This is a genomic window from Njordella calcicola (assembly GCF_056494125.1).
This window is the reverse complement of sequence record NZ_CM151396.1, coordinates 5,944,922-5,971,777: the sequence shown is the minus strand read 5'-3', so window position 1 is coordinate 5,971,777 and position 26,856 is coordinate 5,944,922. Positions and strand designations below refer to the sequence as shown.

Annotated in this window: 37 protein-coding genes; 8 read left to right on the top strand and 29 right to left on the bottom strand. The window is 52.8% G+C overall.

Annotated features, from left to right (window positions below):
- The first annotated feature begins 234 nt into the window (after nt 1-234).
- Nucleotides 235-714 (top strand): hypothetical protein, encoded by a 480-nt coding sequence (locus SH302x_RS23020; protein ID WP_479365159.1) that lies wholly within the window; start codon nt 235-237, stop codon nt 712-714.
- A 133-nt stretch (nt 715-847) separates the two neighbouring features.
- A complete protein-coding gene (locus tag SH302x_RS23015) occupies nt 848-1,261 on the top strand; it encodes a heavy-metal-associated domain-containing protein (protein ID WP_479365158.1) in 414 nt (137 codons plus the stop codon).
- A gap of 98 nt (nt 1,262-1,359) precedes the next feature.
- Here the strand turns inward: SH302x_RS23015 and SH302x_RS23010 are convergent, their stop codons facing one another.
- Nucleotides 1,360-2,220, bottom strand: coding sequence for an HAD-IA family hydrolase (locus SH302x_RS23010; protein WP_479365156.1), 861 nt, complete (start codon nt 2,218-2,220; stop codon nt 1,360-1,362).
- Between the two features lie 130 nt (nt 2,221-2,350).
- Between SH302x_RS23010 and SH302x_RS23005 the strand changes: the two genes are divergently transcribed.
- The 5 genes from SH302x_RS23005 (at nt 2,351) to SH302x_RS22985 (ending at nt 7,682) form a co-directional block, all read left to right on the top strand.
- Complete coding sequence (locus SH302x_RS23005) at nt 2,351-3,016, top strand: MotA/TolQ/ExbB proton channel family protein (protein WP_479365155.1); 666 nt, start codon at nt 2,351-2,353, stop codon at nt 3,014-3,016.
- A gap of 23 nt (nt 3,017-3,039) precedes the next feature.
- Nucleotides 3,040-3,822 carry an HlyD family secretion protein gene (locus tag SH302x_RS23000; protein ID WP_479365153.1) on the top strand — a complete coding sequence of 261 codons (783 nt, stop codon included), beginning with the start codon at nt 3,040-3,042 and terminating at the stop codon, nt 3,820-3,822.
- A 20-nt stretch (nt 3,823-3,842) separates the two neighbouring features.
- Entirely contained in the window at nt 3,843-4,364 is a 522-nt protein-coding gene (locus SH302x_RS22995) for a hypothetical protein (protein WP_479365152.1), read from the top strand.
- Nucleotides 4,365-4,504: 140 nt separating this feature from the next.
- Nucleotides 4,505-5,131: an RNA polymerase sigma factor gene (locus tag SH302x_RS22990; RefSeq protein ID WP_479365150.1), complete on the top strand. Its 627-nt coding sequence runs from the start codon at nt 4,505-4,507 to the stop codon at nt 5,129-5,131.
- Nucleotides 5,118-7,682 (top strand): protein kinase domain-containing protein, encoded by a 2,565-nt coding sequence (locus SH302x_RS22985; protein ID WP_479369307.1) that lies wholly within the window; start codon nt 5,118-5,120, stop codon nt 7,680-7,682. Before SH302x_RS22990 ends, SH302x_RS22985 begins: the two co-directional genes overlap by 14 nt.
- Nucleotides 7,683-7,845: 163 nt before the next feature.
- On the opposite strand, the gene SH302x_RS22980 is transcribed toward SH302x_RS22985, so the two are convergent.
- The 25 genes from SH302x_RS22980 to SH302x_RS22860 form a co-directional block, all read right to left on the bottom strand.
- Complete coding sequence (locus SH302x_RS22980; RefSeq protein WP_479365148.1) at nt 7,846-8,625, bottom strand: TylF/MycF/NovP-related O-methyltransferase; 780 nt, start codon at nt 8,623-8,625, stop codon at nt 7,846-7,848.
- Between the two features lie 40 nt (nt 8,626-8,665).
- The gene (locus tag SH302x_RS22975) at nt 8,666-9,925 is read right to left on the bottom strand and encodes an anti-sigma factor family protein (RefSeq protein ID WP_479365146.1); all 1,260 of its coding nucleotides are present in this window, start codon (nt 9,923-9,925) and stop codon (nt 8,666-8,668) included.
- Between the two features lie 243 nt (nt 9,926-10,168).
- Complete coding sequence (locus tag SH302x_RS22970; protein ID WP_479365144.1) at nt 10,169-10,741, bottom strand: adenylate kinase; 573 nt, start codon at nt 10,739-10,741, stop codon at nt 10,169-10,171.
- A 28-nt stretch (nt 10,742-10,769) separates the two neighbouring features.
- A complete protein-coding gene (gene secY, locus SH302x_RS22965) occupies nt 10,770-12,137 on the bottom strand; it encodes a preprotein translocase subunit SecY (protein WP_479365142.1) in 1,368 nt (455 codons plus the stop codon).
- A gap of 161 nt (nt 12,138-12,298) precedes the next feature.
- A complete protein-coding gene (gene rplO, locus SH302x_RS22960) occupies nt 12,299-12,802 on the bottom strand; it encodes a 50S ribosomal protein L15 (protein WP_479365141.1) in 504 nt (167 codons plus the stop codon).
- Nucleotides 12,802-13,296: a 30S ribosomal protein S5 gene (rpsE, locus tag SH302x_RS22955; RefSeq protein ID WP_479365139.1), complete on the bottom strand. Its 495-nt coding sequence runs from the start codon at nt 13,294-13,296 to the stop codon at nt 12,802-12,804. The genes rplO and rpsE overlap by 1 nt, the downstream gene beginning before the upstream one ends.
- A 25-nt stretch (nt 13,297-13,321) precedes the next feature.
- Complete coding sequence (rplR, locus tag SH302x_RS22950; RefSeq protein WP_479365137.1) at nt 13,322-13,690, bottom strand: 50S ribosomal protein L18; 369 nt, start codon at nt 13,688-13,690, stop codon at nt 13,322-13,324.
- 48 nt (nt 13,691-13,738) lie between these two features.
- Entirely contained in the window at nt 13,739-14,281 is a 543-nt protein-coding gene (gene rplF / locus SH302x_RS22945; RefSeq protein WP_479365136.1) for a 50S ribosomal protein L6, read from the bottom strand.
- Nucleotides 14,282-14,371: 90 nt separating this feature from the next.
- Entirely contained in the window at nt 14,372-14,767 is a 396-nt protein-coding gene (rpsH, locus tag SH302x_RS22940; RefSeq protein ID WP_479365134.1) for a 30S ribosomal protein S8, read from the bottom strand.
- A 20-nt stretch (nt 14,768-14,787) separates the two neighbouring features.
- Entirely contained in the window at nt 14,788-14,973 is a 186-nt protein-coding gene (locus SH302x_RS22935) for a type Z 30S ribosomal protein S14 (RefSeq protein WP_479365132.1), read from the bottom strand.
- 83 nt (nt 14,974-15,056) lie between these two features.
- Nucleotides 15,057-15,620 (bottom strand): 50S ribosomal protein L5, encoded by a 564-nt coding sequence (gene rplE, locus SH302x_RS22930; protein WP_479365130.1) that lies wholly within the window; start codon nt 15,618-15,620, stop codon nt 15,057-15,059.
- Between the two features lie 75 nt (nt 15,621-15,695).
- Entirely contained in the window at nt 15,696-16,046 is a 351-nt protein-coding gene (gene rplX / locus SH302x_RS22925; protein WP_479365128.1) for a 50S ribosomal protein L24, read from the bottom strand.
- Nucleotides 16,047-16,048: 2 nt separating this feature from the next.
- A complete protein-coding gene (rplN, locus tag SH302x_RS22920; RefSeq protein WP_479365127.1) occupies nt 16,049-16,417 on the bottom strand; it encodes a 50S ribosomal protein L14 in 369 nt (122 codons plus the stop codon).
- A 21-nt stretch (nt 16,418-16,438) separates the two neighbouring features.
- The gene (gene rpsQ, locus SH302x_RS22915; protein WP_479365125.1) at nt 16,439-16,786 is read right to left on the bottom strand and encodes a 30S ribosomal protein S17; all 348 of its coding nucleotides are present in this window, start codon (nt 16,784-16,786) and stop codon (nt 16,439-16,441) included.
- Between the two features lie 153 nt (nt 16,787-16,939).
- On the bottom strand, nt 16,940-17,131 hold the full coding sequence (gene rpmC / locus SH302x_RS22910) for a 50S ribosomal protein L29 (RefSeq protein ID WP_479365124.1): 192 nt from the start codon (nt 17,129-17,131) through the stop codon (nt 16,940-16,942).
- Between the two features lie 55 nt (nt 17,132-17,186).
- Nucleotides 17,187-17,594: a 50S ribosomal protein L16 gene (rplP, locus tag SH302x_RS22905; RefSeq protein WP_479365122.1), complete on the bottom strand. Its 408-nt coding sequence runs from the start codon at nt 17,592-17,594 to the stop codon at nt 17,187-17,189.
- A complete protein-coding gene (rpsC, locus tag SH302x_RS22900) occupies nt 17,542-18,255 on the bottom strand; it encodes a 30S ribosomal protein S3 (RefSeq protein ID WP_479365120.1) in 714 nt (237 codons plus the stop codon). Before rpsC ends, rplP begins: the two co-directional genes overlap by 53 nt.
- A 12-nt stretch (nt 18,256-18,267) precedes the next feature.
- On the bottom strand, nt 18,268-18,627 hold the full coding sequence (gene rplV / locus SH302x_RS22895) for a 50S ribosomal protein L22 (protein ID WP_479365119.1): 360 nt from the start codon (nt 18,625-18,627) through the stop codon (nt 18,268-18,270).
- 83 nt (nt 18,628-18,710) lie between these two features.
- The gene (rpsS, locus tag SH302x_RS22890; RefSeq protein WP_479365117.1) at nt 18,711-18,974 is read right to left on the bottom strand and encodes a 30S ribosomal protein S19; all 264 of its coding nucleotides are present in this window, start codon (nt 18,972-18,974) and stop codon (nt 18,711-18,713) included.
- A gap of 64 nt (nt 18,975-19,038) precedes the next feature.
- Entirely contained in the window at nt 19,039-19,896 is an 858-nt protein-coding gene (gene rplB, locus SH302x_RS22885) for a 50S ribosomal protein L2 (protein WP_479365116.1), read from the bottom strand.
- A 54-nt stretch (nt 19,897-19,950) separates the two neighbouring features.
- Nucleotides 19,951-20,271, bottom strand: a complete 321-nt coding sequence (gene rplW / locus SH302x_RS22880; RefSeq protein WP_479365115.1) for a 50S ribosomal protein L23 — start codon at nt 20,269-20,271, stop codon at nt 19,951-19,953.
- Nucleotides 20,272-20,273: 2 nt separating this feature from the next.
- A complete protein-coding gene (rplD, locus tag SH302x_RS22875; protein ID WP_479365114.1) occupies nt 20,274-20,927 on the bottom strand; it encodes a 50S ribosomal protein L4 in 654 nt (217 codons plus the stop codon).
- Between the two features lie 6 nt (nt 20,928-20,933).
- Nucleotides 20,934-21,584 carry a 50S ribosomal protein L3 gene (rplC, locus tag SH302x_RS22870; RefSeq protein ID WP_479369306.1) on the bottom strand — a complete coding sequence of 217 codons (651 nt, stop codon included), beginning with the start codon at nt 21,582-21,584 and terminating at the stop codon, nt 20,934-20,936.
- Nucleotides 21,585-21,825: 241 nt separating this feature from the next.
- On the bottom strand, nt 21,826-22,152 hold the full coding sequence (gene rpsJ, locus SH302x_RS22865; RefSeq protein ID WP_479360407.1) for a 30S ribosomal protein S10: 327 nt from the start codon (nt 22,150-22,152) through the stop codon (nt 21,826-21,828).
- 304 nt (nt 22,153-22,456) lie between these two features.
- A complete protein-coding gene (locus SH302x_RS22860; protein WP_479365112.1) occupies nt 22,457-22,918 on the bottom strand; it encodes a DUF1569 domain-containing protein in 462 nt (153 codons plus the stop codon).
- 133 nt (nt 22,919-23,051) lie between these two features.
- Here SH302x_RS22860 and SH302x_RS22855 point away from each other — a divergent pair, with 133 nt between their 5' ends.
- Entirely contained in the window at nt 23,052-24,206 is a 1,155-nt protein-coding gene (locus SH302x_RS22855) for a hypothetical protein (RefSeq protein ID WP_479365110.1), read from the top strand.
- Nucleotides 24,207-24,231: 25 nt separating this feature from the next.
- On the opposite strand, the gene SH302x_RS22850 is transcribed toward SH302x_RS22855, so the two are convergent.
- The 3 genes from SH302x_RS22850 to purN are packed head-to-tail and all read right to left on the bottom strand — an operon-like array spanning nt 24,232 to nt 26,792.
- The gene (locus tag SH302x_RS22850; RefSeq protein WP_479365108.1) at nt 24,232-24,828 is read right to left on the bottom strand and encodes a methylated-DNA--[protein]-cysteine S-methyltransferase; all 597 of its coding nucleotides are present in this window, start codon (nt 24,826-24,828) and stop codon (nt 24,232-24,234) included.
- 22 nt (nt 24,829-24,850) lie between these two features.
- A complete protein-coding gene (locus tag SH302x_RS22845; protein ID WP_479365107.1) occupies nt 24,851-26,131 on the bottom strand; it encodes a DUF3592 domain-containing protein in 1,281 nt (426 codons plus the stop codon).
- A gap of 16 nt (nt 26,132-26,147) precedes the next feature.
- Nucleotides 26,148-26,792 carry a phosphoribosylglycinamide formyltransferase gene (purN, locus tag SH302x_RS22840; RefSeq protein WP_479365105.1) on the bottom strand — a complete coding sequence of 215 codons (645 nt, stop codon included), beginning with the start codon at nt 26,790-26,792 and terminating at the stop codon, nt 26,148-26,150.
- Nucleotides 26,793-26,856 lie beyond the last annotated feature (64 nt).

The following is a 26,856-nucleotide window of genomic DNA, read 5'->3' as shown; positions in this document are numbered from 1 at the left end:
GTGCCTATCCCAAAAACCTCAACGGGCTGGAATCTCATTCCTGTTCTCGGGTTTTGGGACAGGCTCCAAGTGCTTGTGATGAACCGCAGCAACGTTGCGGTCCGGGCCAATGTCGTGCGAGGTAACGATGTGGGACTGGTCAGGGTGTTGCGTTTGTAGGCAGATTGAGCGATGATCAAACCCTGCTGGCCACTAGGGCAGCCTTCGATCCAAGTAGAGAAGTTGGAACCTATTATGTCAAACGATTCGCCCAACGCTTTGGTGAGGACTCTGTCCACATTAGTTCCTGGTTACAGCGGGTATGCCGAGAACGAGCAACGTCGGTCGCAAGATCGCGAAATCCGCAAACTTCTGGCTCAGCGATTAGGCGAGTGCAAATCGGATCTGTCCACTCGTATGAAGGCATTGAAGAACCAGAACAGTTTCGACTTGTTGTCCATTATCGATCGTTTGCATGGAGAGCTGGACGTTGCCCAACAGAAGACTTTGGCGGCTTACGAGGGATATAGCGGTTGGTTTGGTAAAAACGTTGTCGATGCTCAAAAGCTTCGTGAAGTGGTCGAATTGGATGAAAGCTTGATTAGCCTGACGGATCGCATACGACTTGCAATCCCAGAGAAAATCGAAGATCTTTCCAGTATTCAGGAGCTTGGCGAGTTTATCGAACTTTATTTGCAACGGTTTGAAAAGCGGCGTCAAATCTTACACGGGTAACGCCAGTTGCGCTCGAAACGAAATTTGATTTGCTTAATAGGTTGTCCGCAGGGGTGGCCGTGGGCTATAATAAGCTGAGGTGCGGTAGTCGCACTATATGTACGGGTGGATGTGCCATCCATAGGTTTCCTTAATGCATGAGAGCTTTGAGATGCGAATTTTAGGTCTGTTTGTTCTTGGTTTGAGTCTTTTTGCCGTTGGTTGCACGCCTCCAGCTAGCGATGAGATGGCACCGGTAACTCCACCTGCCACCGGTGGTGCAGAAACAAGCAGTGGCTCGACATCTGCCGCGTTGCCTTCCATCGACAAATCAACTCAATTGGTCAGCATGAAGGTGTCGATGCACTGTCCACATGGTTGCTATCCAGCCGTCAAGGAAGCACTAGAAAAAGAAGCTGGCGTAGAAGGCGTGACGTTGGCCGAGCAGAAAGACCCAAACACGATTGATAACCCAGTCGTCTACATCGCAACCACCAGTTCGTTTAACGCAGCCAAGGCAATCGAAGCGTTGAAGGCTGAAGGCTTTGAGAGCGAATTGACGAACTAGTTTGCTACGGGTCTGCCGGTGGTCTGCCGGTCTGATAGTTGCCAGTGGCAAAAAATAAAAATTTACATTCAACGCCCAGCTTGTTCGCGGGCGTTTTTTCATTTGTGGCTCAAACGCCGAGCTAACTCTTGCATTGCATCCTTCAGCGTTCGCACACGGAACGGTGATAAGTTGTTAGCGCTGGCCTGATCGATCCAAATGGCTTGCCAGCCTCTGCAAACTGGCGCGACGAAATCAGAAAGCCAGTCGTCCCCGATCATAAGGATCTGCGGCGGCGAGAGCTGGAAGTCCAATTCGATTCTTTCGTAGAAGTCAGAGCTGGGCTTGGCTGCTCCAACGGCAGCCGAATCGTAAACACGGTTGCAACTGTTGAGCTCTGGGAATGCAGCAACGATCGCTTGCAATCGCGAATCGAAGTTCGAAGCGATCGCCCAGGGGATACGGTGGTGCTGCAGCGATTGGAACATCTTGGTTGCTGCTGGATCGATCGTCCAAGCATCGGGCTGTGTGAAGGAGTGCCACAGGTTGTGGAACACTTGATCTTTGAGTGCATCGGAGGCCATTGGTTCAAAAAACTGAATGCAAGCTGCAACGGTATTTTGCCATGAGCGTCGTTGGTGCGCCTCGTCTGTGGGCGAAGAAGTGCTTCGAAGGCGCTGGAGCATGTGGCTTGTACCTTGATCTGTCGAAGTGTCATCGCACTTCGATCCACCGCTGGCCAGGGTCCGTAGTGCCTGAGTTGCCTCGGCGGAGGTGACCAAGTCGTTCTTTCGGGGCATGTAGATTCGCTTGGCATCTTCGAAATGATCGAAAAAGGCTTGCCGGAATTGTCGCTCTAGAGCAGTTTCGTCAGCGACTATGCCCGCACTTGCAAACGCTTGGCGATAGGTATGAGCGACCGGTTGTGCGAGATGGAGCAACGTGCCTACCGCATCAAAAACGACAACTTCGGGCTTCATCTGCCACCGTCACATCCGTCGAGAAAGTAGAGTCGAAGGCCTCACTATGTCGCAAACTCCTGTTTTGTTCAACTGCCTAACGGATTAGACTTGAAGAAACGTCCCACCATCATCCATTGATTGACTACTGATGCTTGAGCAAGTCTCACGATTCTCGACCACCGCTATCGCACTAGCTGCGATTGGCCATCTTATCGGCTTCTTTGTCTTGCGTTGGTGGTCCAATCGCGAGCGTGCGACCATTGCACAGACACTCAAGCGATTTACCGATGGCTTGCCCAATCGCAGCGACTTGGATTGGCATGCACATTTATCTGATCAGATTGAGGGCTTTCTGGCCGACATCAACGACGTCCTGAATAATCCAAAGCTTACGAACGAGCGGAAGCAGTTGTATGATCGAATGAAGATTTTGGATGAACGGCGCGACTATCTTCAATCTTTACGCTTCGAGACGTTCTGGAATGTTGCTCGTAACATGATTGAAGCGTATCCTTTAGCCGGTGTGCTGGGAACTATCTGTGCCATTGGAGCTGCATTGGGTGGGCCGGATGGAGGCACGGTCACGGCGATCGTGAGCCGCTTTGGCGATGCGATCTGGAGCACGTTCGCTGGCTTGGTCGCCGCCATTGTGTTGATGTTTATCAACAGTCTACTTGAGCCAGGCTTTAGCCGTTTGGCTGAGAATCGGTTTCATGTCCGTGAAACGGTTGCTCGAGCAAAACGCGAATTAGCATCTGAGCCGGAGCGTTCTGATTCAACGCCAGCTTCGCCTTCCCACGTAACCACAGGTTAGCTTACAGGGACTCATCAGCGCGAATGCTTCGATACATCTCCAACCAACGCAATCTTCGCTTCCAGCTTACGGCATTGGTCGACCTGCTGCTGATCATTGTTTTCGCTCAGTTCCTAGAACTGCGTCAACGACAAGACGATTCAGAGGCCAGGCAACAAGCTGCGGTGGCAAACTTGCAGCAAGACTTCGAGGACCGCCGCGAGCGATTGCAAGCAGCCAATGTCGTGTTGCGAGATGCATTGGAAGATTCCAATTCAAAGTTAGAAGAATCAAAGTTGGCGCTGAACGACCAACAAGCCCAGATGCAGCAATTCACCAAAGCCGTGCGTGTTGCGTTGCAAAGTATGGCGACGGTAACTTCGGCCACCGATGACCGCCGCGATATGGAGAGTCGACTGGAGGACTTGGCAATGGCCAGCCCGGAGAAGATTGTCCGCTTCTTCACTGGCTATGATGAATTGCTCAAGCGCGCCGAAGTGTGGCTGCTACATGCTCGTAACTCAGGGGAAATCGTGCTGGTCGCCGGAGAAGAAAATAAATCGTTTCGCCTGGAAGCGACGCGGCAAACCGAAAGGGCCAGCGAATTTGCCGAACGGCTGTTTGGTACGTACAAACAGATTCGACAACCAAAAGGCTTGGTGATTATCCTCGCTTCTTACGATCTTCGAGCAACCGCTGGTGTGTATCAAGGTATGATTGATGGGTTGCCTCGGGCCATTGATCGCATGCGGGCAGATGCTTCCCTGATTCGATTTGAATATACCGTGTTGGGACCCACCAACGATCCCGCACAGAACACACCTTAACTATTGCAAAGAACTCACTCATGAAGAAAACAGTTCCCGTTGTGGTCGCTGGCGGTGCCTTGCTGCTGATAGCCAGTCAATTTTTGACGTTCAATGTCGGTCTTCGAGACCCCAACACGCCACTGGATAAGCAAGTAGCAGACAAAGTCGAACAAGCGGCCGACGCGATCAGCGATACGGGAGATAAGTTTGTCGAAACGTTGGCAGGCACACCTCGCCCAGCCAAGCCTGATACGACAGCCAATTCCTACGTTGGAGTTCCACTGGCCGATGTACTGATTGACGGAGACAATTACTTGTTGCTGACAGCACCCGTGGCGTCGCCGGGAGACGCACAAGCGGCCAGCGATCGCCAACAAGTGGCCCTATACGAGGTGATACGTTTGGCACGCGAGCTACCTGGTGATGCAACGGGAATCCATGTCCGGATATGGCGCACTGCAAACGCGACGGCTCAAGCAGAACGAGAATTGCTGGCGGCTCTTAAAGCAGCAGAGATCACTGAGGACAAGATCGATTATCGTAATCGTCTCGTAGAGTAAGCTGTAGGGGCGTTTCTGTGCTTGCCTTTTTTCAGGTGGCGTTCAGTGAGAATGATGGGTATTCAGCGTTTTTGCTAATTTCTCGTGTCAGAAACGCGCACGGCTTGGATTAAGTAAGATAGACCCAAGTGGAGCCTATCTTGCCAGATTTCCCCGAAACCAGCGAAAGCCTGATTGTCCAGGTTCGAGATCCGTCGAATCGGGCTGCTTGGGAACAGTTTGAACAACTTTATCGTCCGGTGATTTTTCGTATCGCTCGGGCGAAAGGGCTGCAACATGCCGATGCGCTCGACTTGGTTCAGCAGGTTTTGATTTCGGTAGCGTCGGCCATCGAACGCTTTGAGAAGCAACGCGACGGTTCGCGGTTTCGCAATTGGCTGAGTCGAGTCACTCGCCATGCGATTCTCAAGGCACTGTCGCGGCAACCTCGCGATCGTGCGGGAGGTGGCACCGACGTGTTGGATGTCCTGTCGGGGGTCCCGGCGGCAGATCCAGAGACGGATGCCTTGATCAACTTTGAGTATCGACGGGAGTTGTTTCAGCGGGCTGCCCAGCAAGTGCGTGGCGAGCTGCAGGAGGCGACGTGGCTGGCCTTTGAGATGACCGCTTTGCAGCAAGCATCCGTTGAGCGAACAGCGACGCTACTGGAGCTCTCGACCGGCAGCGTCTACGCGGCTCGCAGTCGCGTGATGCGGCGCATTCGAAACATCGTCAGGAGACTGGAAGAGTCTGATTCCCAGGAGGAAACGTGTGATGAAGCCGACTGAGCCAATCTGTAATCCCCAGAGGATCGATGATTATCTCGACGAACGACTCAGCGAAGTGTTGGCCAGCGAGTTCGAGCGGCATCTGTGCGACTGCGAACGCTGCCGCAGTGAGTTGCAAAAGCGTTCGGCTGAACCGGAGGTCTGGCGTGCCGCAGTCGCGTTGCTGGGAGTCGATACCGGCATTGGAAGTGCCCGCTGGCTCGAGAGCGATGGCCGCGCGTCAGGCGAAGAGGCAACCGCTGAGGCAAGTAGCGCCAAGCGTGAGCGGTACGTCACCAGTGTCCTGGATTCGCTCACCCCCACCGACGATCCCGAAATGCTCGGTCGCGTCGGCGACTATGAAATCAGTGGCGTGATCGGTGTGGGGGGCATGGGGGCGGTGTTGAAGGGTTTTGATAAATCGTTGCGACGCGTGGTGGCGATCAAAATCATGGCTCCGCATCTGGCTCACTCGGGCTCGGCTCGGACGCGGTTTCAACGCGAGGCCAGAGCGGCAGCCGCGATCACTCACGACAATGTGATCGATATCTATGCTGTTTCCGAAGCGGCAGGCTTGCCCTACTTGGTCATGCCTTATGCCCGGGGACCCTCGCTGCAAAAGCGGATCGACGAAGGTGGGCCGCTAGGGGTGGTCGAGGTGGTGCGGATCGGACGACAGATAGCGGCCGGCTTGGCGGCAGCTCACGAACAGGGGCTCGTGCATCGCGACATCAAACCGGCGAACATTTTGCTGAGCGATGGGATCGAGCGGCTGTGGATCACCGACTTTGGGGTGGCGCGAGCCATGGATGATGCGTCGATGACCCAGACTGGAGTCATCGCGGGGACTCCGCAGTACATGTCGCCTGAGCAGGCGCGGGGCGAGACGGTCGATCATCGCAGCGATCTATTCAGCTTGGGGAGCGTGCTGTACACGGCCTGCACCGGCCGCCCGCCATTTCGCTCCGAAGCCGCTTATGGCATCCTCCGCCGCATCACCGACTCCGACCCGCGCCCGATTCGCGAAATCAACTCAGAGATTCCGCAGTGGCTGTGCCTCATCATCGCTCGCCTGCTGGCCAAGCATCCTGCCGATCGTTTTGAAAGCGCAGGGGAATTGGTCGAGCTACTGGACGGTTGTTTGGCACACCTGCAGCAACCGCTTCAAGTCGAATTGCCTCAATCGCTGCGCTGTCAGCCGTCGGTTGACGACACCAGCCCGCCGCCGGCCCTTGAACTCAACCGAGATGAACAGCAACTTCAACAAGCTCAACAACAGCGTTTGCCACAAACACTTTTTTCGAAACGAGGGTTGATAATGACAGGCACGATCTTAATGTCTGGTCTACTGGGCATTCTAGCCATGCAGTTGACCCAACCGGCGGACATCGCCGGCAATTGGACCGGAGAGGACTGGCCGCAAGTCACCCTGACATCGGTCGAAGAGGCGAACGACTGGTACACGGGGTCTTTCGTTGATGCTGCCGGTCGTCGAGGGGCAGTGCGACTGGAGTGGTCGCGGTTGCAACGGCGTTATAACGGTCGCTGGAAAGTGGGCGAAGCCGAAGCTGGGCAGATTACATTGCGAGTCGGCGAGAACGGGTTGCTGCGAGGTGCTGTGTCGGTGGATCCGGATTCGCAGGTTGAGCCCGGCGTTCCCCGCTTGCGCGAGTTCGCTTGGCAGCCTGCGTCCGAAGCCGTCGATAAGCCGCTTGCTCCGGTGCGTTCATTGAGCATTACCTCGCCAACCAAAGGGGTCTTACACAAAGTGGCCGACGGAATCAAACTGAATGCTCAGGTTAAGAAAGGGGATCCGATCGCAGTCATCGAGGAGGCGAAGGCAGACTCCGCAGCGCAAGGCCAATCGCAATTGGCCGCATTGGAGCGGCAATCGCAAGCGACGTTTGAGAAAATTGTAGCCGCGGAAAATGATCTCGAGGCGGCGATGCAGATTGCTGCAGCCGTCGAGTCGCAAGTTAAGACTCTGGAAGCAGCCAAGCAGCAGGTCGTAGACGCCGAGCGGCAAGTCATGCTCTCCGCCGAGAACAATCTGCAAGACAAGCAAAAAATGCTGGCCGCTGTCGAAGCTCAATTGAAGCCAGTACTAGCCGAACTCAAGGGAAAGAAAGAACTCCACGCAACGGGGCGACTCTCCACTAATGAACTCCGTGAGTCGGAGCAAAAGGTCGCCCAGCTAGAGCTCAATATCGAGATGGCTAAAGCGTCCGTCCGAACGGCCGAAGAAGAGCGAGTCTTAAGACTAGATGAGCAAAAAGCAAGAGTACTTAAATCGCAGGCTGACTTGGATGCCGCTGTGGTGGCTTGGAAGAAAGCCGAAGCCGATGTGGTCCGAGTCCGGTCCGCATTGACGATGGCTCAACAGGAATTACGCAACTTAAGAGAAGAGGGCGCTGAAATTCAGAACAAGCTGAATGAATTGACACGCCTTGAGATCCGCGCGCCGATCGACGGTGTCATCACTCGATTGGCTGAACTTTACGGTGGCAAGACATTGAAAGAAGGGGATGAAATATGCCAAATTACGCCTGAGGCCCAGACCGAGACTCGCTAGTGGTCTGTTCCATCTTAATTTTAGGGTAGTGGGATTCGCCAGAATTCCTCTCACTCGGGGAATTCTGGCGAATCCCACTACGGACAAACCCTAATTTTTAGTTGTCCCAGACCACTAGAGGGGAATGGAATCAGGCTGCAAGTCGCGCCAAAGCCACCGCAAGTTATTGTGACGGATACAACTCGGGGCCAATCGGCTGACCTTTGATGAAGTAGCCGCTGCCGTCGGGCATGGCTAACATCTTTTCCGGTTTGTCAGCCAAGTATTCATCGCACGCTTGTGTCGCTCCGGGACAAAACTGCATCCCATAATCATCGCATAAGAAGATCCCGCCAATTTCCAGGCGCTGGTAAAAAAACTCGATGCAGTCTTTTGTCGGTTGGTAAAGATCGACGTCCACGTGCACAAAGCAGAACCTGCAATGGGCGACTTCAGGAAATCGCTCCGGTATCCATCCGGGGTAGCAACGTTTAGCGGCAAATGCGGCGAGATTGGCTTCGGCAATTTCTTGAGCTGCCGTTAAGTCGCCCTTCTCCCAATACGTACCATCCGCAGCATTGGGCTCCGAGATGCCCTCAAAGGAATCGAACAAATGATGCATACGAGGATGTGCTACTTGCGCATTGGCCTCCAAGATTAACTGCGAACCGGCCCCCCGATAGACTCCACATTCGGCTGTGTCCCCTTGCACGTGACAAATCATCCTTAGCAACTGCGCCATCATCCAACGTCGCTGGGTGTTATATCCTGTATCCTCAGAGTACTTTTGCAAGTATGCATTGAACTTAGGGCTCTGCCACCAATCCGAATGTGGCCAAGCAAATCGATAGCCGGGTACCAAAATTTCACCCAGCTTGGTTAGCGTCTCTAGACGCTTGGCTGGGTTTTTCGGGTCACGCATCCATTCACGAAAGATGCGTAAGGGTTTGGGCAATGGAAGCATTCTGAATTAATCCAACTGACAATACGTTGATTGAGGCAAGCTATTTAGGCGTGCGTACTACAAACAAAACGTATGATACTGGATTAGAGGCTTCGCCGGTTAACATCCCTAGTCCAGAGCCTGCTGCTTCCGCCCTCGCCGATGGCGGCATCGACGGTTGGCGACGTGTTGCCCCTGCAAAGGATCTGCCGAACTGGCTCGCCCGCAGCGGACTTGCGACGCTGGATGCAATCTCTTGACGCTGGTCCTGACTCAATTCCGCCTCTTGAATCAAACGCAACTCATCAAACAGGTCAATGGCAGGCGCATCAAAGGCTACATCAAACGAAAACTCGGGAAACGCTTCCACGTCTCGGATGATGTCGAAGATCGCAGCATCAATGCGGGTCGCTCGAGCCTTCACAAAGACAAACGAAGTCGAATCGACGGGGACTTGTCTACGCAACTCGCTGACAGTGCTTTCGACTAAGCGGCTTTTTTCAAGAGCAGCTACCACCGACGTATCGACATTCAAATCTTCGCCCGTGGCAATGTCGTACCGCACCAAGATCTCATTCAGAATATCAAGCGAGTCTGTCTGGGATGACGTCGTGATATCAACAATCAACATCAGTTCGCCTGTGCCAGCCCAAGCGTCCTCCATTGGCACATCAGGGCGGTCGACTTCTGGCGAATTGGACACTACAGCATCCTGAGCCTTCGGAACAAGCGGCCAATCCAATGGGTCAGGCAAAACGGATGGCTCTGGCTCTCGCGCAGGCACTGTTTGCCGTTGCTGAGGGACAGGCTCTTGTACCGCGACACTACTCTGTGGCTGACGAAGCTGGTCGGCGGCATTAGAGTCAACACTTTTCGGCAATGGTTGGTCGCTAGTCTGATCGCTCGCCAATTGCATCGAGCCTTGCTGACCTGACCGAGTGGCTTGCCAGTAAACCAAACCGCCGGCCAACAAACACAGCAGGCTTGCAGCCACTGCAAAAATAGTCATGCGAGACGGCCGCTCGGTTGCCTTGGGCAATGCGGTTCGCTGCGATTTGGCTACCGCCAACCAGACAGGCAGTTCACCCTCGGATTCCCCGCGAGCTCGCGCTTGGGCAACAATGGATGTATGAAATCGCGGTGACGGCACCGAGGGAGCTCCCATTAGCCAGTCCCTATTGGCTCGTAACACAGAGAACCTGTCACGCAATTCGCTATCGTCAGCCAAACGCCTCTCGATGTCCGCCCGCTCGGCATCGCTTAACTGACCGTCCAGCAAGCCGGTGAGCAGCTCTTCGATATCAGTAGGGGGCGAACTCATGGAAACACAACAAGCAGAAAAAAGGAAACGCGAACAGGAGACGGGGGGGACCTACGAAAGGGAACTGCCAATCTTGGGCTGCCCTCACGCAAACTTGGACGCAGGGGGGCCGCAGAAGTTCCTTTATCCGTGGACTTCTCACACCTTAATATAGATTAATCGTCCAGAGGAACGGCAATTGCATTCATTTTTTGGCTAGAGGCAAAGACGCAACTCGCCTAATGAAAAGGACTTAGGTGTTCGCTAGCCCTGAAAAGGCTGAACTCCAGCCAGAATGTCATTAAAAACTGTGTCAGGATCATTCATCCCATTAATTTTGACCAGTTTTCCTTGCCGAGCGTAAAAGTCGGTCAAGGGAGCGGTTTGCGTGTAAAAGACATGCAAACGTTCACGTATCGTGTCGTACGTATCATCATGCCGGCCTTCAATCTCCGCCCGCTTGAGCAAACGATTGATCAATTCGGTTTCATCAACCGCAAGTTCGACGGCTACATCGATTTTCCAGTTCTGCTCGGCCAACAAATCATCCAGCATCTGGGCCTGAATCAGAGTCCTTGGCATTCCGTCAAACAATGCTCCTTTCGCACAGTCGTCTCGCTTGATCCGATTGGCGACGATTCTCATTACCAAATGGTCGGGAGCTAACCGCCCTGCGTCAATATAAGAAGCGATCCACCGCGCTAAAGCGGTATCCTGCTGGCGGACTTCTCGCAGCATCTCGCCCGTCGACAAATGCGGAATGCCAAACTTTTCAATCAGTCGCTTGCATTGCGTGCCTTTGCCAGCCCCAGGAGGCCCGATGAATATGATCCGCATCCCAAGGCGGCCCTTCTATCGCAAGCGATCAGGATTCCAGCAGACCACGGTAGTTACGCATCAACAGGTGCGAATCGATCTTTTGGATCAGATCAAATGCGACGCTGACTGCGATCAGCAAACCAGTTCCACCATAGAAAGCCGCAACGTTGTACGTGACATTAAACTGTCCCGTAATCAACGTCGGAACAATCGCAACCAGCGCGAGGAACGACGCGCCGACATAGGTAATGCGAACCATTACTTTTTCCAAATAATCGGCCGTTCTCTTACCCGGTCGGTACCCCGGAATAAACGTTCCGTGGTCTTTCAAGTTCTCGGTGATTTCCTTTGGATTGAACGTAATGCTGGTCCAGAAGAAGCAGAAGAAGAAAATCAAAGCAACGAACAATACGTTGTACGCTAAACTGGATTGGTTCTGAAGCGAGTTGGCACCAGCGCGGAAGAAGCCGGACAATGTAGCCAAAAATCCGGTATCACTATACATGCTGTTGGCCAAGAAGCCTAACAGTGCACTTGGAATCAGCAGCAAGCTGCTCGCGAAAATGATCGGCATCACCCCTGCCTGGTTGATGCGGAGTGGCAAGTACTGCTTTGTGCCACCATACACGCGGCGACCACGCACATGCTTAGCCGACTGCGTAGGAATCCGCCGCTGGGCCATTGTGATAAAGACCACGGCAAAGACCACTACCACAAACAAGATTCCAAGAACGATCAAAACGTCGGGGCCAATTTGGCCGCTGCTCATCCCGCTCAGGTTGAATGACATGTTGCTGCGGAGATCCCAAAGCGCTTTCGGCATTTGAGCCAAAATCCCTGCCATGATCAGCAGACTTATTCCGTTGCCGATCCCGTATTCGTCTATCTGTTCGCCCAACCACATCAGGAACATCGTTCCGCACGTCATGATGGCGACACTGGTGATCTGCCAGCCCAAGGACAGGCTGCTGCCGGAAAAGAATTGTTCCGATACGCGTGCACCACCACCGGTTTGGGTCATAATGCCCAAGTAAACCCAGCTTTGCACTAGGCAAATCACCACCGTCAGGTAGCGAGTGTAATTGTTGATCTTCTTCATGCCCGCAGGGCCTTCTTTCCTCAGTTGTTCAATCGGCTTCCAAACGGTGCCTAACAACTGGAAAATAATGCTCGCGGAGATGTATGGCATAATCCCGAGACCGAAAATGGTCAAGGTTCGCAGATCTACCGCGGCGAAAACGGCGACGCGATCGAGAAACGAAGCCAAATCACTGCCGTTATCGGCCATGGTCGGGCTAAGGATTGGCAACCGAATTTGGTAACCAACGCGATACACCGCTAGCAGTGCAAGCGTCAAGAAGATCTTCTTACGAAGTTCTGGAATCGTGAAAACGACCCGCAATTTTTCTAACATGGGCAAGTGCCTATCCGAAGACTACAAAAATCCTAATGGCGAGCGTTGCAGCAACCAAGAGCCGTTAAGCTAAGCTGCCGACTCGCTAGCTGTCAATTGCCATCCTTAGAGAATGGCGTAGACGGGTGGAGTTTTCTGCAGCACTTTGGCACTGCGGAACACTACGCTTGCTGTTGCTTAGCTTTCTTCGCCAACATTCGCTGACGAATGCTCTTCCTGGCAGCGACGACTTTCACCGTGCCACCTGCTTGCTCGATCTTCTGCTTGGCAGATTCGGAAATCTGAGTGACGACCACATTCAGCGGCTTGGTAACTTCCCCTTCGCCGAGAATCTTGATCTCGTCGCTTACTACCTTCACCAACCCGCTGCTGCGGATCAGTTTGGCATTGATCTCTTGGGTACCGTCGAACGCGTCGTTCAATTCGCCAACATTAATGGCGAACACAGTCGACGCAAATCGGTTGTGAAAACCACGTTTTGGAATCCGGCGAACCATCGGCAAATCGCCGCCATTGAAAATTGGATGGCGTGAGTAACCGCTACGAGACTTGTGACCATCGCGTCCGCGACCGGAAGTCTTACCGATTCCGGAACCGACCCCACGTCCAATTCGCTTGCGTTTCTTATTGGCTAAAATGCCGTCGTGTACTTCGTGTTCATTCATTACAAGCTAACTCCTCGTAATCGAGCGATATCTTCGCGAGTTCTCAGTTTTTGCAAGGCATCGAAAGTCGCCTTGACCAGGATGGTTGGATTGTTGGAGCGGAAGCTCTTAGTCAAAATATCGTGGATACCGGCAGCTTCACAAACCGATCGCACTGCTGGACCGGCAATGATCCCAGTACCAGGGCTGGCCGGTAGCAACAGAACCAAGGCAGCGCCGTAGCGTCCCTTGACTGCGTGTGGGATCGTGCCATTGACGATTGGAATCGAAATCATTTCGCGTGACGCTTGCTTTTGAGCCTTCGCAACGCTGGGGGGAACTTCGTTGGCCTTGCCGTAGCCATGTCCAACGCGCCCTTTACCATCACCGACGACCACCAGTGCAGCGAAGCTGAACCGACGACCGCCTTTAACGACTGCCGCGCATCGCTTGATCTTCAGCACGCGGTCGATCAAGTCGCCTTGGTTATTTTCTGTGGATACTGCTGCACTCATTCCGAATACCTATGCTAAATCAAAATTAGAAGTCTAAACCACTAGCCCGAGCGGCTTCTGCCAGTGCTGCCAAACGACCGTGATAGCGGCTTGAGCCTCGGTCGAACGCAACAGCCTTGATTCCCGCTGCAACAGCTCGCTCAGCGACGATCTTGCCCAGTTGCTCAGCGGCCTTGCAATTGCCACCGTATCCCAACTGGTCACGCAATGCCTTTTCTCGCGTGCTCGCGGAGACCAATGTTTTGCCCTGTGCGTCATCGATGATTTGCACTGTCAAATTCGCCAGTGAACGATATACAGCCATGCGGGGACGTTCTGCGCTGCCGCAAATTTTGTTACGGACGCGAAACTTGCGGCGCTGCCGTTGTGCACCTAGCGTCTTGCGATAATCCATGATTTCAACCGTCGAATACTACAATAAAAAATAAGGAAACTAGCCCGACTAGGTCGCGCTCTTACCAGCCTTCAACTTGACAACTTCGCCCTGATAGCGAACGCCCTTGCCCTTGTATGGCTCTGGCTTACGCAACGATCGAATTTCGGCTGCAAACTGGCCGACCAATTGCTTGTCAACACCTTTGATCACCACGTGTGTTTGGTCTGGACAAGTTACTTGCAAACCTTCAGGGATATCGCGTTCCAGCTCGTTGGCGAAACCAACTCGCAACTGCAGAACCTTACCCTTGATGGCCGCCAAATAACCGACACCGATGATTTCAAGTTTCTTCTCGTAACCATTCTTGACACCGACGATCATGTTGTTGATCAACGCACGGGTCAATCCATGCAATTCACGCGGTGTTCGCAAGTCGGATTCGCGGCTCACCACCACGGATTTGCCATCCTCCTCGACTGCAACTTGAACCTCAGGCCGATGCTCAAAGCTCAGCGTGCCTAAAGGCCCTTCCACGTTGATAACGCGATTGGCGACGCTTACTTTAACGCCATCCAGAACCGCTACTGGTTTTTTTCCGATACGGGACATGATTCCAAACTTCTTACTACAAACGTTGCAAGTCTATCCAACTTGGAAATTCGACCACCAAGCTGCCAATCGCACAATACGACTTTTTGGCTAGCTGATCTCACACAACACTTCACCGCCAAGCTTATGTTGTCGAGCTTCGCGATCGCTGAATACTCCGCGTGAGGTACTCACGATGGAGATTCCTAGTCCATTCATTACGGGTCGCAAGTCTGCACACTTGGTGTAAACCCGACGTCCCGGTTTGCTCACTCGGCGTACCGACTGAATAATACGCTCACCGTTAGGGCCGTATTTCAATTCAATGCGAAGTTGCTTGACAGGTGTCGCTTCTACTTCAGCGTAATCCCAAATGTAGCCTTCGCGCTTGAGCACTTCTGCTACACCCCGTCGAATGCGAGAAACTGGCATATCAACGTAGGGGCGTTCAACTCGAACTGCGTTTCGAATGCGGGTTAACATGTCCGCAACAGGGTCAGTCATCATCGGTTTTCAATGCTCCTACGTTACCAGCTAGCCTTACGTACACCCGGAATCAGACCTTTGTCTGCCAAGTTGCGGAAGCAGATTCGGCAAATGCCAAACTTGCGATAAACCGCTCTTGGTCGACCACACAATTTACAACGGTTTTCCCGTCGTGTCGAAAACTTCGGCTGACGATTCGCTTTCGCAATTTTACTCTTGCTGGCCACGACTTCTATTATCCGATTAGGTTAGGAGTAACAACAAAATAAACAATTTAAACAGACCAAACATGGTCTACCAACATCCGCCACTACGAGGCCGCTTTGACACGCGGGGCTCGGAATGGAAGTCCTACCATCTCTAACAATGCAAACGCATCAGCATTCGATTTGGCGGTCGTCACGATTGTGATATTCATGCCTTGCTGACGAGTGTACTTATCAGGATTCAACTCGGGGAAAACCAATTGCTCGGACAACCCTAGTGAATAATTTCCACGACCATCGAAGGCCGTCCGCGATATTCCACGGAAGTCACGCACTCGAGGCAAAACCACCGCAATCAACCGGTCAAGGAACTCGTACATCCGTGCCCCGCGAAGGGTTACTTTACAACCAATCGCAGCTCCTTCACGTAACTTGAAGCCGGCAATCGAATTGCGAGCGATCGTGGTCAAAGGTTTTTGACCGGTGATCTCCGCCATTGCATCGATTGCAACTTCCAGGTACTTCTTATCCTGCATCGCTTCGCCAACACCCATGTTGACAACAATCTTCGAAATGCGCGGGATCGCCATTGGGTTTACAATACCCAACTGCGCCTGCAGTGCACTGCGAATCTCTTTTTCGTAACGTTCTTGTAATCGAGGTGCCATCGGAGAACCTGTAAACACAACAGCGGTCGGTGTCGTTCAACACGCCACCGACATGTCACTTAATTGTTAATAAACTTATGAACTTTTGGCGTATCGCGATCGCGGTGGAGCGATCGTATCAACCGTCTTGCCGCTCTTCTTTGAAAAACGCTCTTTGCTGCCATCAGCCAAGTAACGCACACCCAGACGAACCGGAGTGCCAGTCGCCTCTTCGACGAACATCACATTGGATGCATCGATGGCTGACTCGCGGGACAGGCGTCCCCCTTGCGGGTTGCGTTGCGACTTCTTCACGTGCTTGTAAGTCTTCGCAACACCTTCGACAACCACGCGATTCTTCTCGCGGTCTACCTTCAAAATCTTGCCAGTCTGGCCTCGATCGCGACCTGCGATGACCCTGACCGTATCATTGACTCGAAATAACATGCTTAAACCACCTCGCTGGCTAGAGAGACGATTTTGGTGAAAGATCGCTCACGCAATTCGCGAGCAACTGCACCGAAAATACGCGTGCCACGCGGGTTGCTGTCCTTGTCGATCAACACTACTGCGTTGGAATCGAAGCGGATGTAGCTTCCATCGGCGCGACGGCAAGGCTGCTTGGTCCGCACGATTACCGCTCGTACGACAGCCTTCTTCTTGATTTCACTACCTGGGATTACGCTCTTGACGGAGCAAATAATCGTATCGCCAATACTTGCGTATCGGCGTCGCGTGCCACCCAATACCTTGATGCACATTACTTCTCGTGCACCCGTATTGTCAGCAACCGCTAATCTTGATTCTTGTTGGATCATGGCTAATCTTTTACTCCGACCTTACTCTTGTGTGGGTTGATCGCTGTTTTTCAATTCGCCCATCGTGACGTCACTGGCGTCATATTTCTGAGCTCGTGCGAGTCGCAACGCTGCCACGTCCACGGCCTTGCTCTTTTCAAGCACTTCGACCAGTGTCCAACGCTTCAACTTGGAAAGCGGTCGGGACTCTTCGATCCGAACGCGATCACCTACCGCTGATTCGTTGTTCTCATCATGTACATGGCAAACAGTCTTGCGACTGATCGTCTTGGAATACTGACGGTGACGAACCAAACGAGGGATCTCCACTCGACGCGTTTTGCTCGCGCGATCGCTGGTCACAATCCCTTCTAAAATTCGACGTGGCATAGTGTTGTCTACTTCAACAAAAACTTAACAGTAACTCTAGCAGAGCGAACTCCGCGTCCCGCAGCACGCAGCTTGTCGACTTCAACAAGCCCGTCTCGGCGGGTATCAAAATTATCAATTGGCTTGCTACCAATGATCGCAACGTTTGAGGCTCTAGACCTTCGTGCGCTCATTTTGCAGCGTTCGTACCTTGGCGATCAGTCGACGGTTCTTTCGAACTTGATTGGTCGCATCGTTACGTTCCGTCTGCGCTTGAATACGCATTCGGAAAATATTTTCCGCGGCCTCTTTAGCAGTTGCTTCCAACTGCTCGTCGCTCATCTCTCGCAATTCTCGAATATTCATCTTCTCTCAAACCTTTATCATGCTGAACTGACAGCATGCACCAAGCACACCGCGATTACATAGGGCGTCGTCGAACCAAACGGACCTTGATCGGCATTTTGGCTGCCAGACGGGCAAAGCAAACTTTCGCTTGTTGCTCACTGACACCACCTAATTCGTACAAGACCGTTCCTGGCCGAACCACAGCCACCCAGTAATCTGGCTCGCCTTTACCTTTACCCATTCGAGTTTCCAGCGGCTTCGATGAAACCGGCTTATCAGGAAAAATTCGAATATAAAGTTTACCTTCGCCACGTACGTATTGGTTAGCCGCAATGCGTCCCGCTTCAATTGTCGTCGCTTTGATCCAGCCTGCTTGCTCGCTTTGCAGACCCCACTCACCGAAGACAACCGTGTTACCGCGGGTTGCGTTACCTTTTATACGTCCTCTTTGGCTTTTTCGATGCTTGACCCGTTTGGGCATCAGCGCCATCGTTAGCGTCTCCCGCGTAAGAACCTTGATTAACCCATACCTGAATACCAATGTTCCCCTGAGGCGTGGAAGCCTCAGCGAAACCATAGTCGATCTTCGCCTGAATCGTGCTGAGCGGCAGAGCGCCTGCGTTGCCTTTTTCGCAACGAGCCATTTCTGCTCCACCCAAACGTCCCGACATTTGAATCTTGATGCCCTTAGCCCCAGCATCCATCGTCGTTTCAATCGCTCGCTTCATCGTGCGACGGAAACTGCTGCGACGGACCAACTGGTTGGCAATGTCTTCCGCAATCAACTGTGCATAAATTTCGGGCCGCGACAGCTCTTCAATCTTCAAGTTGACGCGTCGGCCAATCAAATTCTGCAACTCTTCCTGCAGAACTTCGACTTCCGTACCCTTCTTGCCGATGATCAAGCCTGGCTTGGCCACAAACAAGATCACTCGGACTTCGTCGCGAGTTCGCTCGATCTCAATACGATCGATTCCCGCCTGACGATAATTTTGTTTCGTAGGGTGATTCTTGATGAAGTTGCGAATCTTATGGTCTTCAATCAGAAGCTCCGCAAAATCCTTCTTCCCAGCATACCAGCGGCTTTTCCAGCCAGTGACGATACCGGTGCGAAAACTGATTGGATTTACTTTTTGTCCCATGGTTACTTTTACCTATGCGCCTTCATCCAATAAATTCAAGCTGACCGTAATGTGCGCCGTACGCTTCAAAATGCCAAACGCCTGACCACGTGCATGTGGCTGAAAACGCTTGAACATCGGTCCGCCATCGATATGCGCTTCGGTCACGACCAGATCTCTAGCCGCGAACGACTGTCCATTGTTCTGATCCGGATCTTGAGCATTGCCAATTGCACTCAGCAACACTTTTTCCAACATGCGTGCGCCACGATGTGGTTGATAACGCAGGATCTCGATCGCTTCATCTGCGAACTTGCCACGCACCAGATTGGCCAACGGCCGCACCTTGCGTGCACTAATTCGAGCGTAACGATGCGTCGCTTTGAACGCCATGATTACCTTGCCCCTAAATTCCCATCAGTAAATCAAAAATCAATCAACAACCAATCAGCCGCAGCCCAACTCACGTCGGACAACTACTTCTTACCGCCCTTGCCACCATGACCACGGAACGTCCGCGTCGGGGCAAACTCACCCAGCTTGTGCCCAACCATATCTTCCGTAACCAACACTTTCACATGCTGTCGTCCGTTGTGCACCATAAAAGTAGCTCCAACAAACTCTGGCACTATCGTGCAACGGCGAGCCCACGTGGTGATCGGAGCGGTATTGCCAATCTTGCTAAACTTGGCAAACAACTTCGGATCAACAAACGGCCCTTTTTTGGTTGAACGTCCCATGTATGAACTCGTATCTCGCGATTAACAACTACCGCCTGCGTTGACCACAGGCCATTTCGGAAAATTACTTCAAAATCAACTGACCATAGCGTACCGACTTGCGGCGACGAATGATCGAACTATTCGATGGCTTGCGTGGACGACGAGTCGCACCACCCTTGGCTGGCTTGCCGGTCGGACTCACAGGATGACGACCACCCTTGGTTCGACCCTCACCACCACCGTGCGGATGGTCATGCGGATTCATCGCAGTACCGCGAACCGTTGGTCGGATACCCTTCCAGCGATTACGTCCCGCTTTACCAATAACTACTGCATCGTGATCGGGATTGCTTACCTTGCCAATCGTCGCTCGGCAACGATTAGGCACGCGTCGCACTTCGCCGCTTGGCAATTGCAACTGAGCCCAAGTGCCTTCGCGAGCCATTAACACTGCCGATGTCCCAGCCGATCGACACAGCATCGCACCGCGCCCTGGCTGAATCTCGATACAGCAAATTTCTGTCCCCGGTGGGATATTCTTCATAGGCATGCAGTTACCAGCCACAGGAGCGACATCCGCCCCGTTTTGGACTACTTGCCCAGCCTTCATACCGTCCGGTGCGATCACATATCGCTTCTCACCGTCTTGGTACACCAGCAACGCAATCCGAGCCGATCGGTTTGGATCGTACTGCACGGAATCCACTTTGGCCTCAATCCCATCTTTTGTTCGATGGAAATCGATCATGCGGTACAATTGCTTGTGACCACCGCCGCGGTGTCGAACCGTAATCTTACCTTGGTTGTTCCGCCCACCATGCCGCTTCAGTCGCTTCATCAACGACTTCTCTGGCTTTGCGCCCGGAGTTAATTCAGCAAAATCGCTGACACTCGCATTGCGGCGACCTGGTGAAGTTGGTTTGTAAACTCGAATACCCATCGTCTTATTCCCAAAAGCAGCACTAAACTACTAGCTGTACTTATTCCGTAAGGCTTAGAAGAACTCCAATTTGCTTTCTTCATGCAGTTTGACAATCGCCTTCTTCCAAGCTTTCGTCATGCCTTGCTTCATCTTGTAACGGCGAGACTTGCCAAGCCGGTTCTGGGTTGCAACACCCTTCACCCGCACATTGAACAACTCTTCAATAGCCGCTTTGATCTGATCTTTGGTCGCTGCAGGATGAACCTCAAAAGCATATCGATTGAATCGAGATGCTTTATGCACACCCTTCTCGGTCACCAACGGACGAATCACCACTTGGTGCAACGTCAACTCGTAGCCCGGCAAGGGCTTTCTCTGTACCTTCGCAGCCATGACTAGCCATTCTCCTTCGCATCAGCCTTCGCGGTCGATCTGGCCAACAACGCATCCAAAGCGTCGCGAGTCAAAACCAACTTGCGAGGACGCAAGACATTCAACGCGTTCAGATCGGACACCGGCGAAACTGTCACGCCCGGTATATTCCGGCCACTCAAATAAACATTTCGATCCAGCGAAGCAGTCGCGACGGTCGCTGTGCTTCCAGCAACGCCAAGGGCCTGCATCGCAGCAAACATTGTTTTGCACTTGGGAGCATCGAACGACAACTTGTCGACCAACACCACCGCACCGCTCTCAATTTTCGATGCTATCGCCATTCGCGTAGCGGCCTGAACGGCCTTGCGAGGCAATCGATAATAATACGACCGCGGCTGCCGTGCATTCGCATGACCACCACCTCGACGAACAGGGCTACGCTTTGAGCCAGCACGCGCATTACCGGTGCCCTTCTGTCGATACATCTTCTTTGTCGAGCCAGATACCTCACCACGCGTCTTGGTCTTGTTGCCACCCTGGCGTTGATTCGCCAAGTACATCACCACCGCGTCGTGCATCAACTGCTTTGTTACCTTCGGTGCAATTTGGCGAGGATCAACATCCACGTCACCAACCTGCGTTCCCGCCATATCAAAAATTGGAAGCGTTACCATTTTGGATTAACCAACCTTATTCGTCTCGCGAACAATCACAAACCCACCAGCAGCACCAGGCACAGCACCATGCACCAGCAACAAATTGTTTTCGGCGTCAACTCGCACCACCTTTAGGTTACGAGCTGTCATCTGATCACCACCATAACGACCGGCCATCTTGCGACCTTTGATCGTTCGCCCTGGATACGTACCCGCTTGAGTACCCCCTGGATGACGATGCACCTTCTTGACACCGTGCGTTGCTCGCTGACCAGCGAAATTATGCCGCTTCATGACACCGCTGTAACCGCAGCCCTTGGTGATGCCAGTCACGTCAACCGCCTTGACACCCGCCAAAACGTCAACCTTGACCTCCGCACCTACCGCCACTTCAGGCGACTCGGTACGCAATTCGCGAATAAAACGCTTGGGCTCACAACCAGCTTTCGCGGGAGCCTCAACGCCAGAATTCCTAGAAGATCGCTTCGAACCAATCGCAGCCACATGGCCACGCTGAGCTCGACTGGCAAGCCGGCGAGGAAGATCCTCAAAGCCTAGCTGCACGGCGGAGTAACCATCACGATCAACAGTACGGACCTGCAAAACACTGCAAGGACCAGCCTTGATAACGGTGACAGGAACGGCAGAACCGTCCTCTAAATATATTTGCGTCATGCCGACCTTACGGCCGAGTATACCTTTTGTCATCGTCAGTAATCCTGTCGATCGCATTGCCTAGCGGGACCTAACCAATGCTTTACAACGACAGACACAACGACGAACACGCCGCTTTTCCATCGATGCCCCATCGAGAAGTTAATTCGATAGGCACTGGAGGGTTACCCACCAGACTTCCACGCCATATTGTTTAATTTAACTGGAAGTCGGGAACCAAAAAATCACTTACAAACGGGATCTAGCGCGAGGTTGCTTTAATCTTAATGTCAACCCCTGCAGGCAAGCTCAACTTGTTCAGCGCCTCGATCGTTCGAGCCGTCGCTTGCTTGATATCAATCAATCGTTTGTGAGTGCGAATTTCAAATTGCTGACGAGCTTTTTTGTCGATGTTTGGACCGGAGAGAACCGTGTATCTTTCGATACGCGTTGGCAATGGGATCGGGCCATGGACTTCCGAGTGAGTGCGTTTTGCGGTCTCAACGATCTCAAGAGCGCTTTGATCCAATACGGCATGGTCATAAGCTTCCATCCGAATTCGAATCACTTCGTGCGAACCTGCAGACACGTTAAATCTACCTTCAAAAATGCGAACAAACTCAAAAGCCTTGCCAGCTCCCAAGGACTCATCCAGGAAACGCCCCCGTCTGTAATGACGGGAGACCGCGACAACTCGCTTTGCAAGAGCGGAAGAGGATACGAACGGGCCCCCATCTAGTCAATGGGGAAAAACTGCTTTCGAAAAACATTTTCCTAATCGCAATGCCAGCTAATGCGTGAATCTTCGCGAGGATCGATAAAGTTTTCCTGTCCTCGCAGCTCTTACCCTTAATCGCAATCGTGTAGCGTCGCTCAAAAACCAAGGGAAACTGCTATTTGGGGCATACAAATCCCAGATGCAGCTCGAAGTGCCGGCATTGCAATTGGTGATGCTGCTGGAAAGTCATGCTCCCGAAAATCGGATGCTTCGGAAACTCCTTGGTGGCCATAAATCGCTGATACGCTTGACGCAAATGAGTCATGCCAGCTTCTTGGGTTACTTCCTGGTCGGGCCACAAGAAGGATTGAGCCCCCTTGGGTAGCTTGAATCCAGGCTTGGCTGGTTTGTTGATGACCGAGTTTTTTATCAAACCAGCCAGGGTTTTGACAAACCACGGCACCGGCGGCCCACCCGTGGTGCCTGTTACGACATCCAGCGTTCTGGCGAGATGTTCAGCGATTTGGCCAAAGGAATAGCTGCCCGAGGTCGTGGTTTCGATTGCGGCCAATCGCTCCGCTTCGGCCATCGCTTGCTCTAGGGTGTCAAAGTGAAGTTTTCTGTGTACGTTGCTCATAAATGCCCTCGGCCTAAGCTCGTCGAATGGATGAAAACCGCGTAAGATTCTACGACTTCCATATCACGATCATCAACCCCCACGACACTTGGCCGAAAAGCCAAGCTTCCTTTACGAAAACAGCAGCATCCCCATGAACAGTTCGCCTGTTGAGACGATTGAGCAAATCACCGCCGACCTGGGCCCCCTCGCGGCTGCCGATTGGCTGGTGGAGCACTATCGCAAAACAAATCAACTCACCGAACTCTTCGAAGCCATCAAAATGCGACTCCGCATCCAGCTAGGATTGTCACCGGTGGCTGCCGAAAGCGAGTCGCCAGGAACTTCAGAACAAAACGATGCGCTGGAGCGCGGGCTGCTAGAAGCATGTCGCGAAGTCGGTGCTAAAATGCTGCGCCAAGGCAGACTGGAAGAAGGCTGGATGTACATGCGAGCCGTCGCAGATATGCCTGCCGCGGCCGAAGCTCTGCAGGACGTGGCCGTCACCGACGACAACCTCGACACGATGCTGGCTCTGCTGGTGCAAGAAGGTATCGATCCAGGTCGCGGCACTGAAATCAGCTTACAACATCGCGGTACCTGCAACACGATCACGATGATGGATGCCGTCGTTGCCATGCGCGGGCGAACGGACCAGCAAGCAGCCGTGGGCGTGCTGGTCAAACAGGTGCACCGCGAAGTGCTTCAAAACGTGATCGAGGACATCAAGCGCCGCGAAGGGAATCTGCCAAGCGAATTGGACCTGGAGTCGATCTTGATCGCCAGGCCAAGCTTGCTTCAAGGGGGAGCGTACCACCTGGATACAACGCATATCGCTTCCACCGTTCGATTCGCACGCGTACTGGACGATCCAGATACGCTGAAGCTTGCTTTGGATCTAGCGGTCTATGGCAGGCATTTGCACCAGCAATATCAGTACAACAGCGAAGAGCCCTTTGAGCCTTTATACCCAATGTCTATCGCATTTTTTCGTGCGCTGCTGGGCGATAAAGTGGATCAAGGTTTGCAACTGTTTTTGCGCAAAGCAGAAGAGTTGCCGACGGACGAAGTTGGCACCATTGCGATTGAAACGTACGTTGATCTATTGGCTCGCATCGGACGATACGACGAGGCCTTGCAAGAACTGCTCAAGCGTATGCCTCAAGGTTTGCGGCCGATGGGGATCGCGCCATCCTTGCTAGAGCTGAGCTCGCTGGCTCATAACTTTGAACCGATGAAGGTGCGATCCAAAGAGATTGGCGACTTGCTGGGGTTTGCTGCAGCCGCCTTCAGTCACGCCAAGAGTTAAGCGATCGTCGAGGGAAAGCGACCTGCTAGAACAATTGCGAGGGTCGCTCATGTTGCAGCAGCGCGGCCTTGCACGCCAGCCCTCCCGCAAATCCTGTCAATGATCCATCGCTGCCAATGACTCGATGGCACGGAACGATGATGACGATTGGGTTCCTGCCAATCGCATTGGCTACCGCACGGACGGCCGTCGGACGCCCAATGGCTACCGCAACCTGACGATAAGTCGTGGTGCGAGCAAAGGGTATCTTGGACAGTTCCCGCCAAACTTGCTGCTGGAATTCGGTACCACACGACAAATCCATGGTGCCTGCAAACGCACGGTGATCGCCTGCCCAATAAGCCGCCAAAAATGCCTGGACATCCTTCAGCGTTTGCGATCGATTGACGGCGCTCTCTGCACTGATCGATTGCGTCGCTTGAGCGTCTAAGGTGTCGTGGCTTTCAAAGCCGAGAAAGCTTAATTCAACCAACGCCCCCCCCTGTGTCTTGATGCGTAATAGTCCGACCGGCGAATCGGTGATCGTCAATTCTGTGTTGGCTGCGGCTGATAAAGCCTTTAATCGCGCGCGGGTGGCAGGTTGTTTCGTAACGATTGGTTTGCGATTTTGGAGGTGCAACATTTGAATGGGTCCGCAGCAAGGATTATGAAGGAATGCGTGGAGGATAGATCGTTAGCTCGTACTTTTCATGTACGTCGGGCCAGTTCTTAATTTCGCCGATAATCTCTGCATACCATTGGACTTTATTGTTCTTGGCTGTGAAAGTATGCATCGTGTTATCGGGGATTTTGGCCAGTACAAAGCCTTCGGAAATCTCCTGTTGATCGCTGGTGGTGATCAATTCCTGGTCATGAAACTGGTTGGTTTCCGTGCGTGTGGAAGTCCCCATGCGGTAAGTGACCGTCTCTACGCCAGACAGTTTGACTTTCACGCCACGCAACGATCCGCTTCGTCCCGAGAACGTCCAGCTCAATTCAAATTCGCTGCCCGGATAAATCAAGCTTTGTGAACAAACGACCGCAGGTTTAGGATTGAAGATCTTCAAGAAGTAGTAGCCCGCAGCAAGCAATAGCCCCAGTCCAATCAAGACAAATGGGATCAAGATCAGCAATGCAAAATACGCCACTTTGCCTGCGCTGAGGAATCCAAACATGACCGCGAAAGTAATACCGTTCCAAAACAACGCCACAAACATCAAGATGGCGAAAGTCGATACCCTGCCCGATTGCGACTTCAGCAAATGCGGCTGGTCTCCGAAAGGGTCATTTGCTTCCGTTGCACAAAAACGTGACTCAAAGACTTGCGAGGGTTGAGCAGGGCCGCTCGTACCGCCAAAGCCATCACGAAATGCGTTCATTGAAAAAGCCTCGGTTTGAGGAGTGGGGCGTTGCGTTGCGCGACCAGTTTGCGAAGTTGAATGTTGCTTGGCTCGCGCAGCTAACAAGCTCCAGCCTATCAGAATTGGAATTCCCATGAACATACCCGGCAATAGGATAGCCGGCCAACCCGGGGAGGCGGTGCGGAGCAATACGCTTTTGGCTGGTTGGTCGGGGTCGTAAAAGCAATCAACTTCCGCCCCTTTTTTGTAGGGACGCATCACTTCCGACAGCTCCTTGCGGCTGTTCACGTTCGCCATGCGAAACCACAACTGGTCGCCAGTAAACTGCTGGCCATCGACAAAGTATCGGTACTTGACCACCGGCGCATAGGTTACCGATTTATCGCCCCTTTTGCTGCGAATTTCCGATTGGTCAATCACCGCTGTCGTTTGTTTCCAGCCGCTGGATTGTTGCATCCGCCAGACTGGTAATGCAAACAGCGTGACAAAAAAGGCGGCGCCAGCACAGAAGAACAGCGACAAAAAAATCAGCGGTAGCAAAAGGGATGTAGAGCCTGCGGAGCTCGATTTTCGGCGTCGTCCCATGCGTAGATCTCCCAGTCTAAGTTAACTCCTTGCCAGACCACTGCACCATGCGCGACCCCGCGCTGACGGCAATGTGTCCCAGGCTGATGGCTTGTACGACTTGCGGCAATAATTCTCGTTCAAGCTGCCCCACTCGTTGTTGCAATTCGTCTGCAGAGTCGCTGCTGCTTACCTGGCACACGGCCTGGGCAATAATCGGCCCATGATCAAACTGATTATCGACAAAGTGCACGGTACATCCACTCACTTTAACTCCATAATTCACGGCTGCTTGGTGCACCGCCAACCCATAGTAGCCCTGACCGCAAAAAGCAGGTATCAGCGACGGATGGATATTGATCACGCGGTTATTGTAGTCATCCGGAATAAGTAAGTGCTGCAGATAGCCGCCCATGACCACTAGCTCACATTCGGCCTGACGGATCGATGCGAAATTAGCATCTCGAAAAGCTTCTGCGCTTGCAAAATCCTTGCGGCGTATCACTTCGGAGCGAATTCCAGCTTGGCTTGCATACGCTAAACCACCCGCCTCGGCCCGCGACGAGATGACCAAGCGTATATCGACCGCAAGTTGTCCGCTTTGCGTCCGGTCTAGCAAGTTTTTCAGCGTCGAACCTCCACCAGAAATTAGAACGGCAACCGGGAGTTTTACTGCTGTCATGGGTTTGGAAACGATGGACCTAGCGTCATGCGAATGAGGACAGTCGTAACAAGATCGCTCAAAA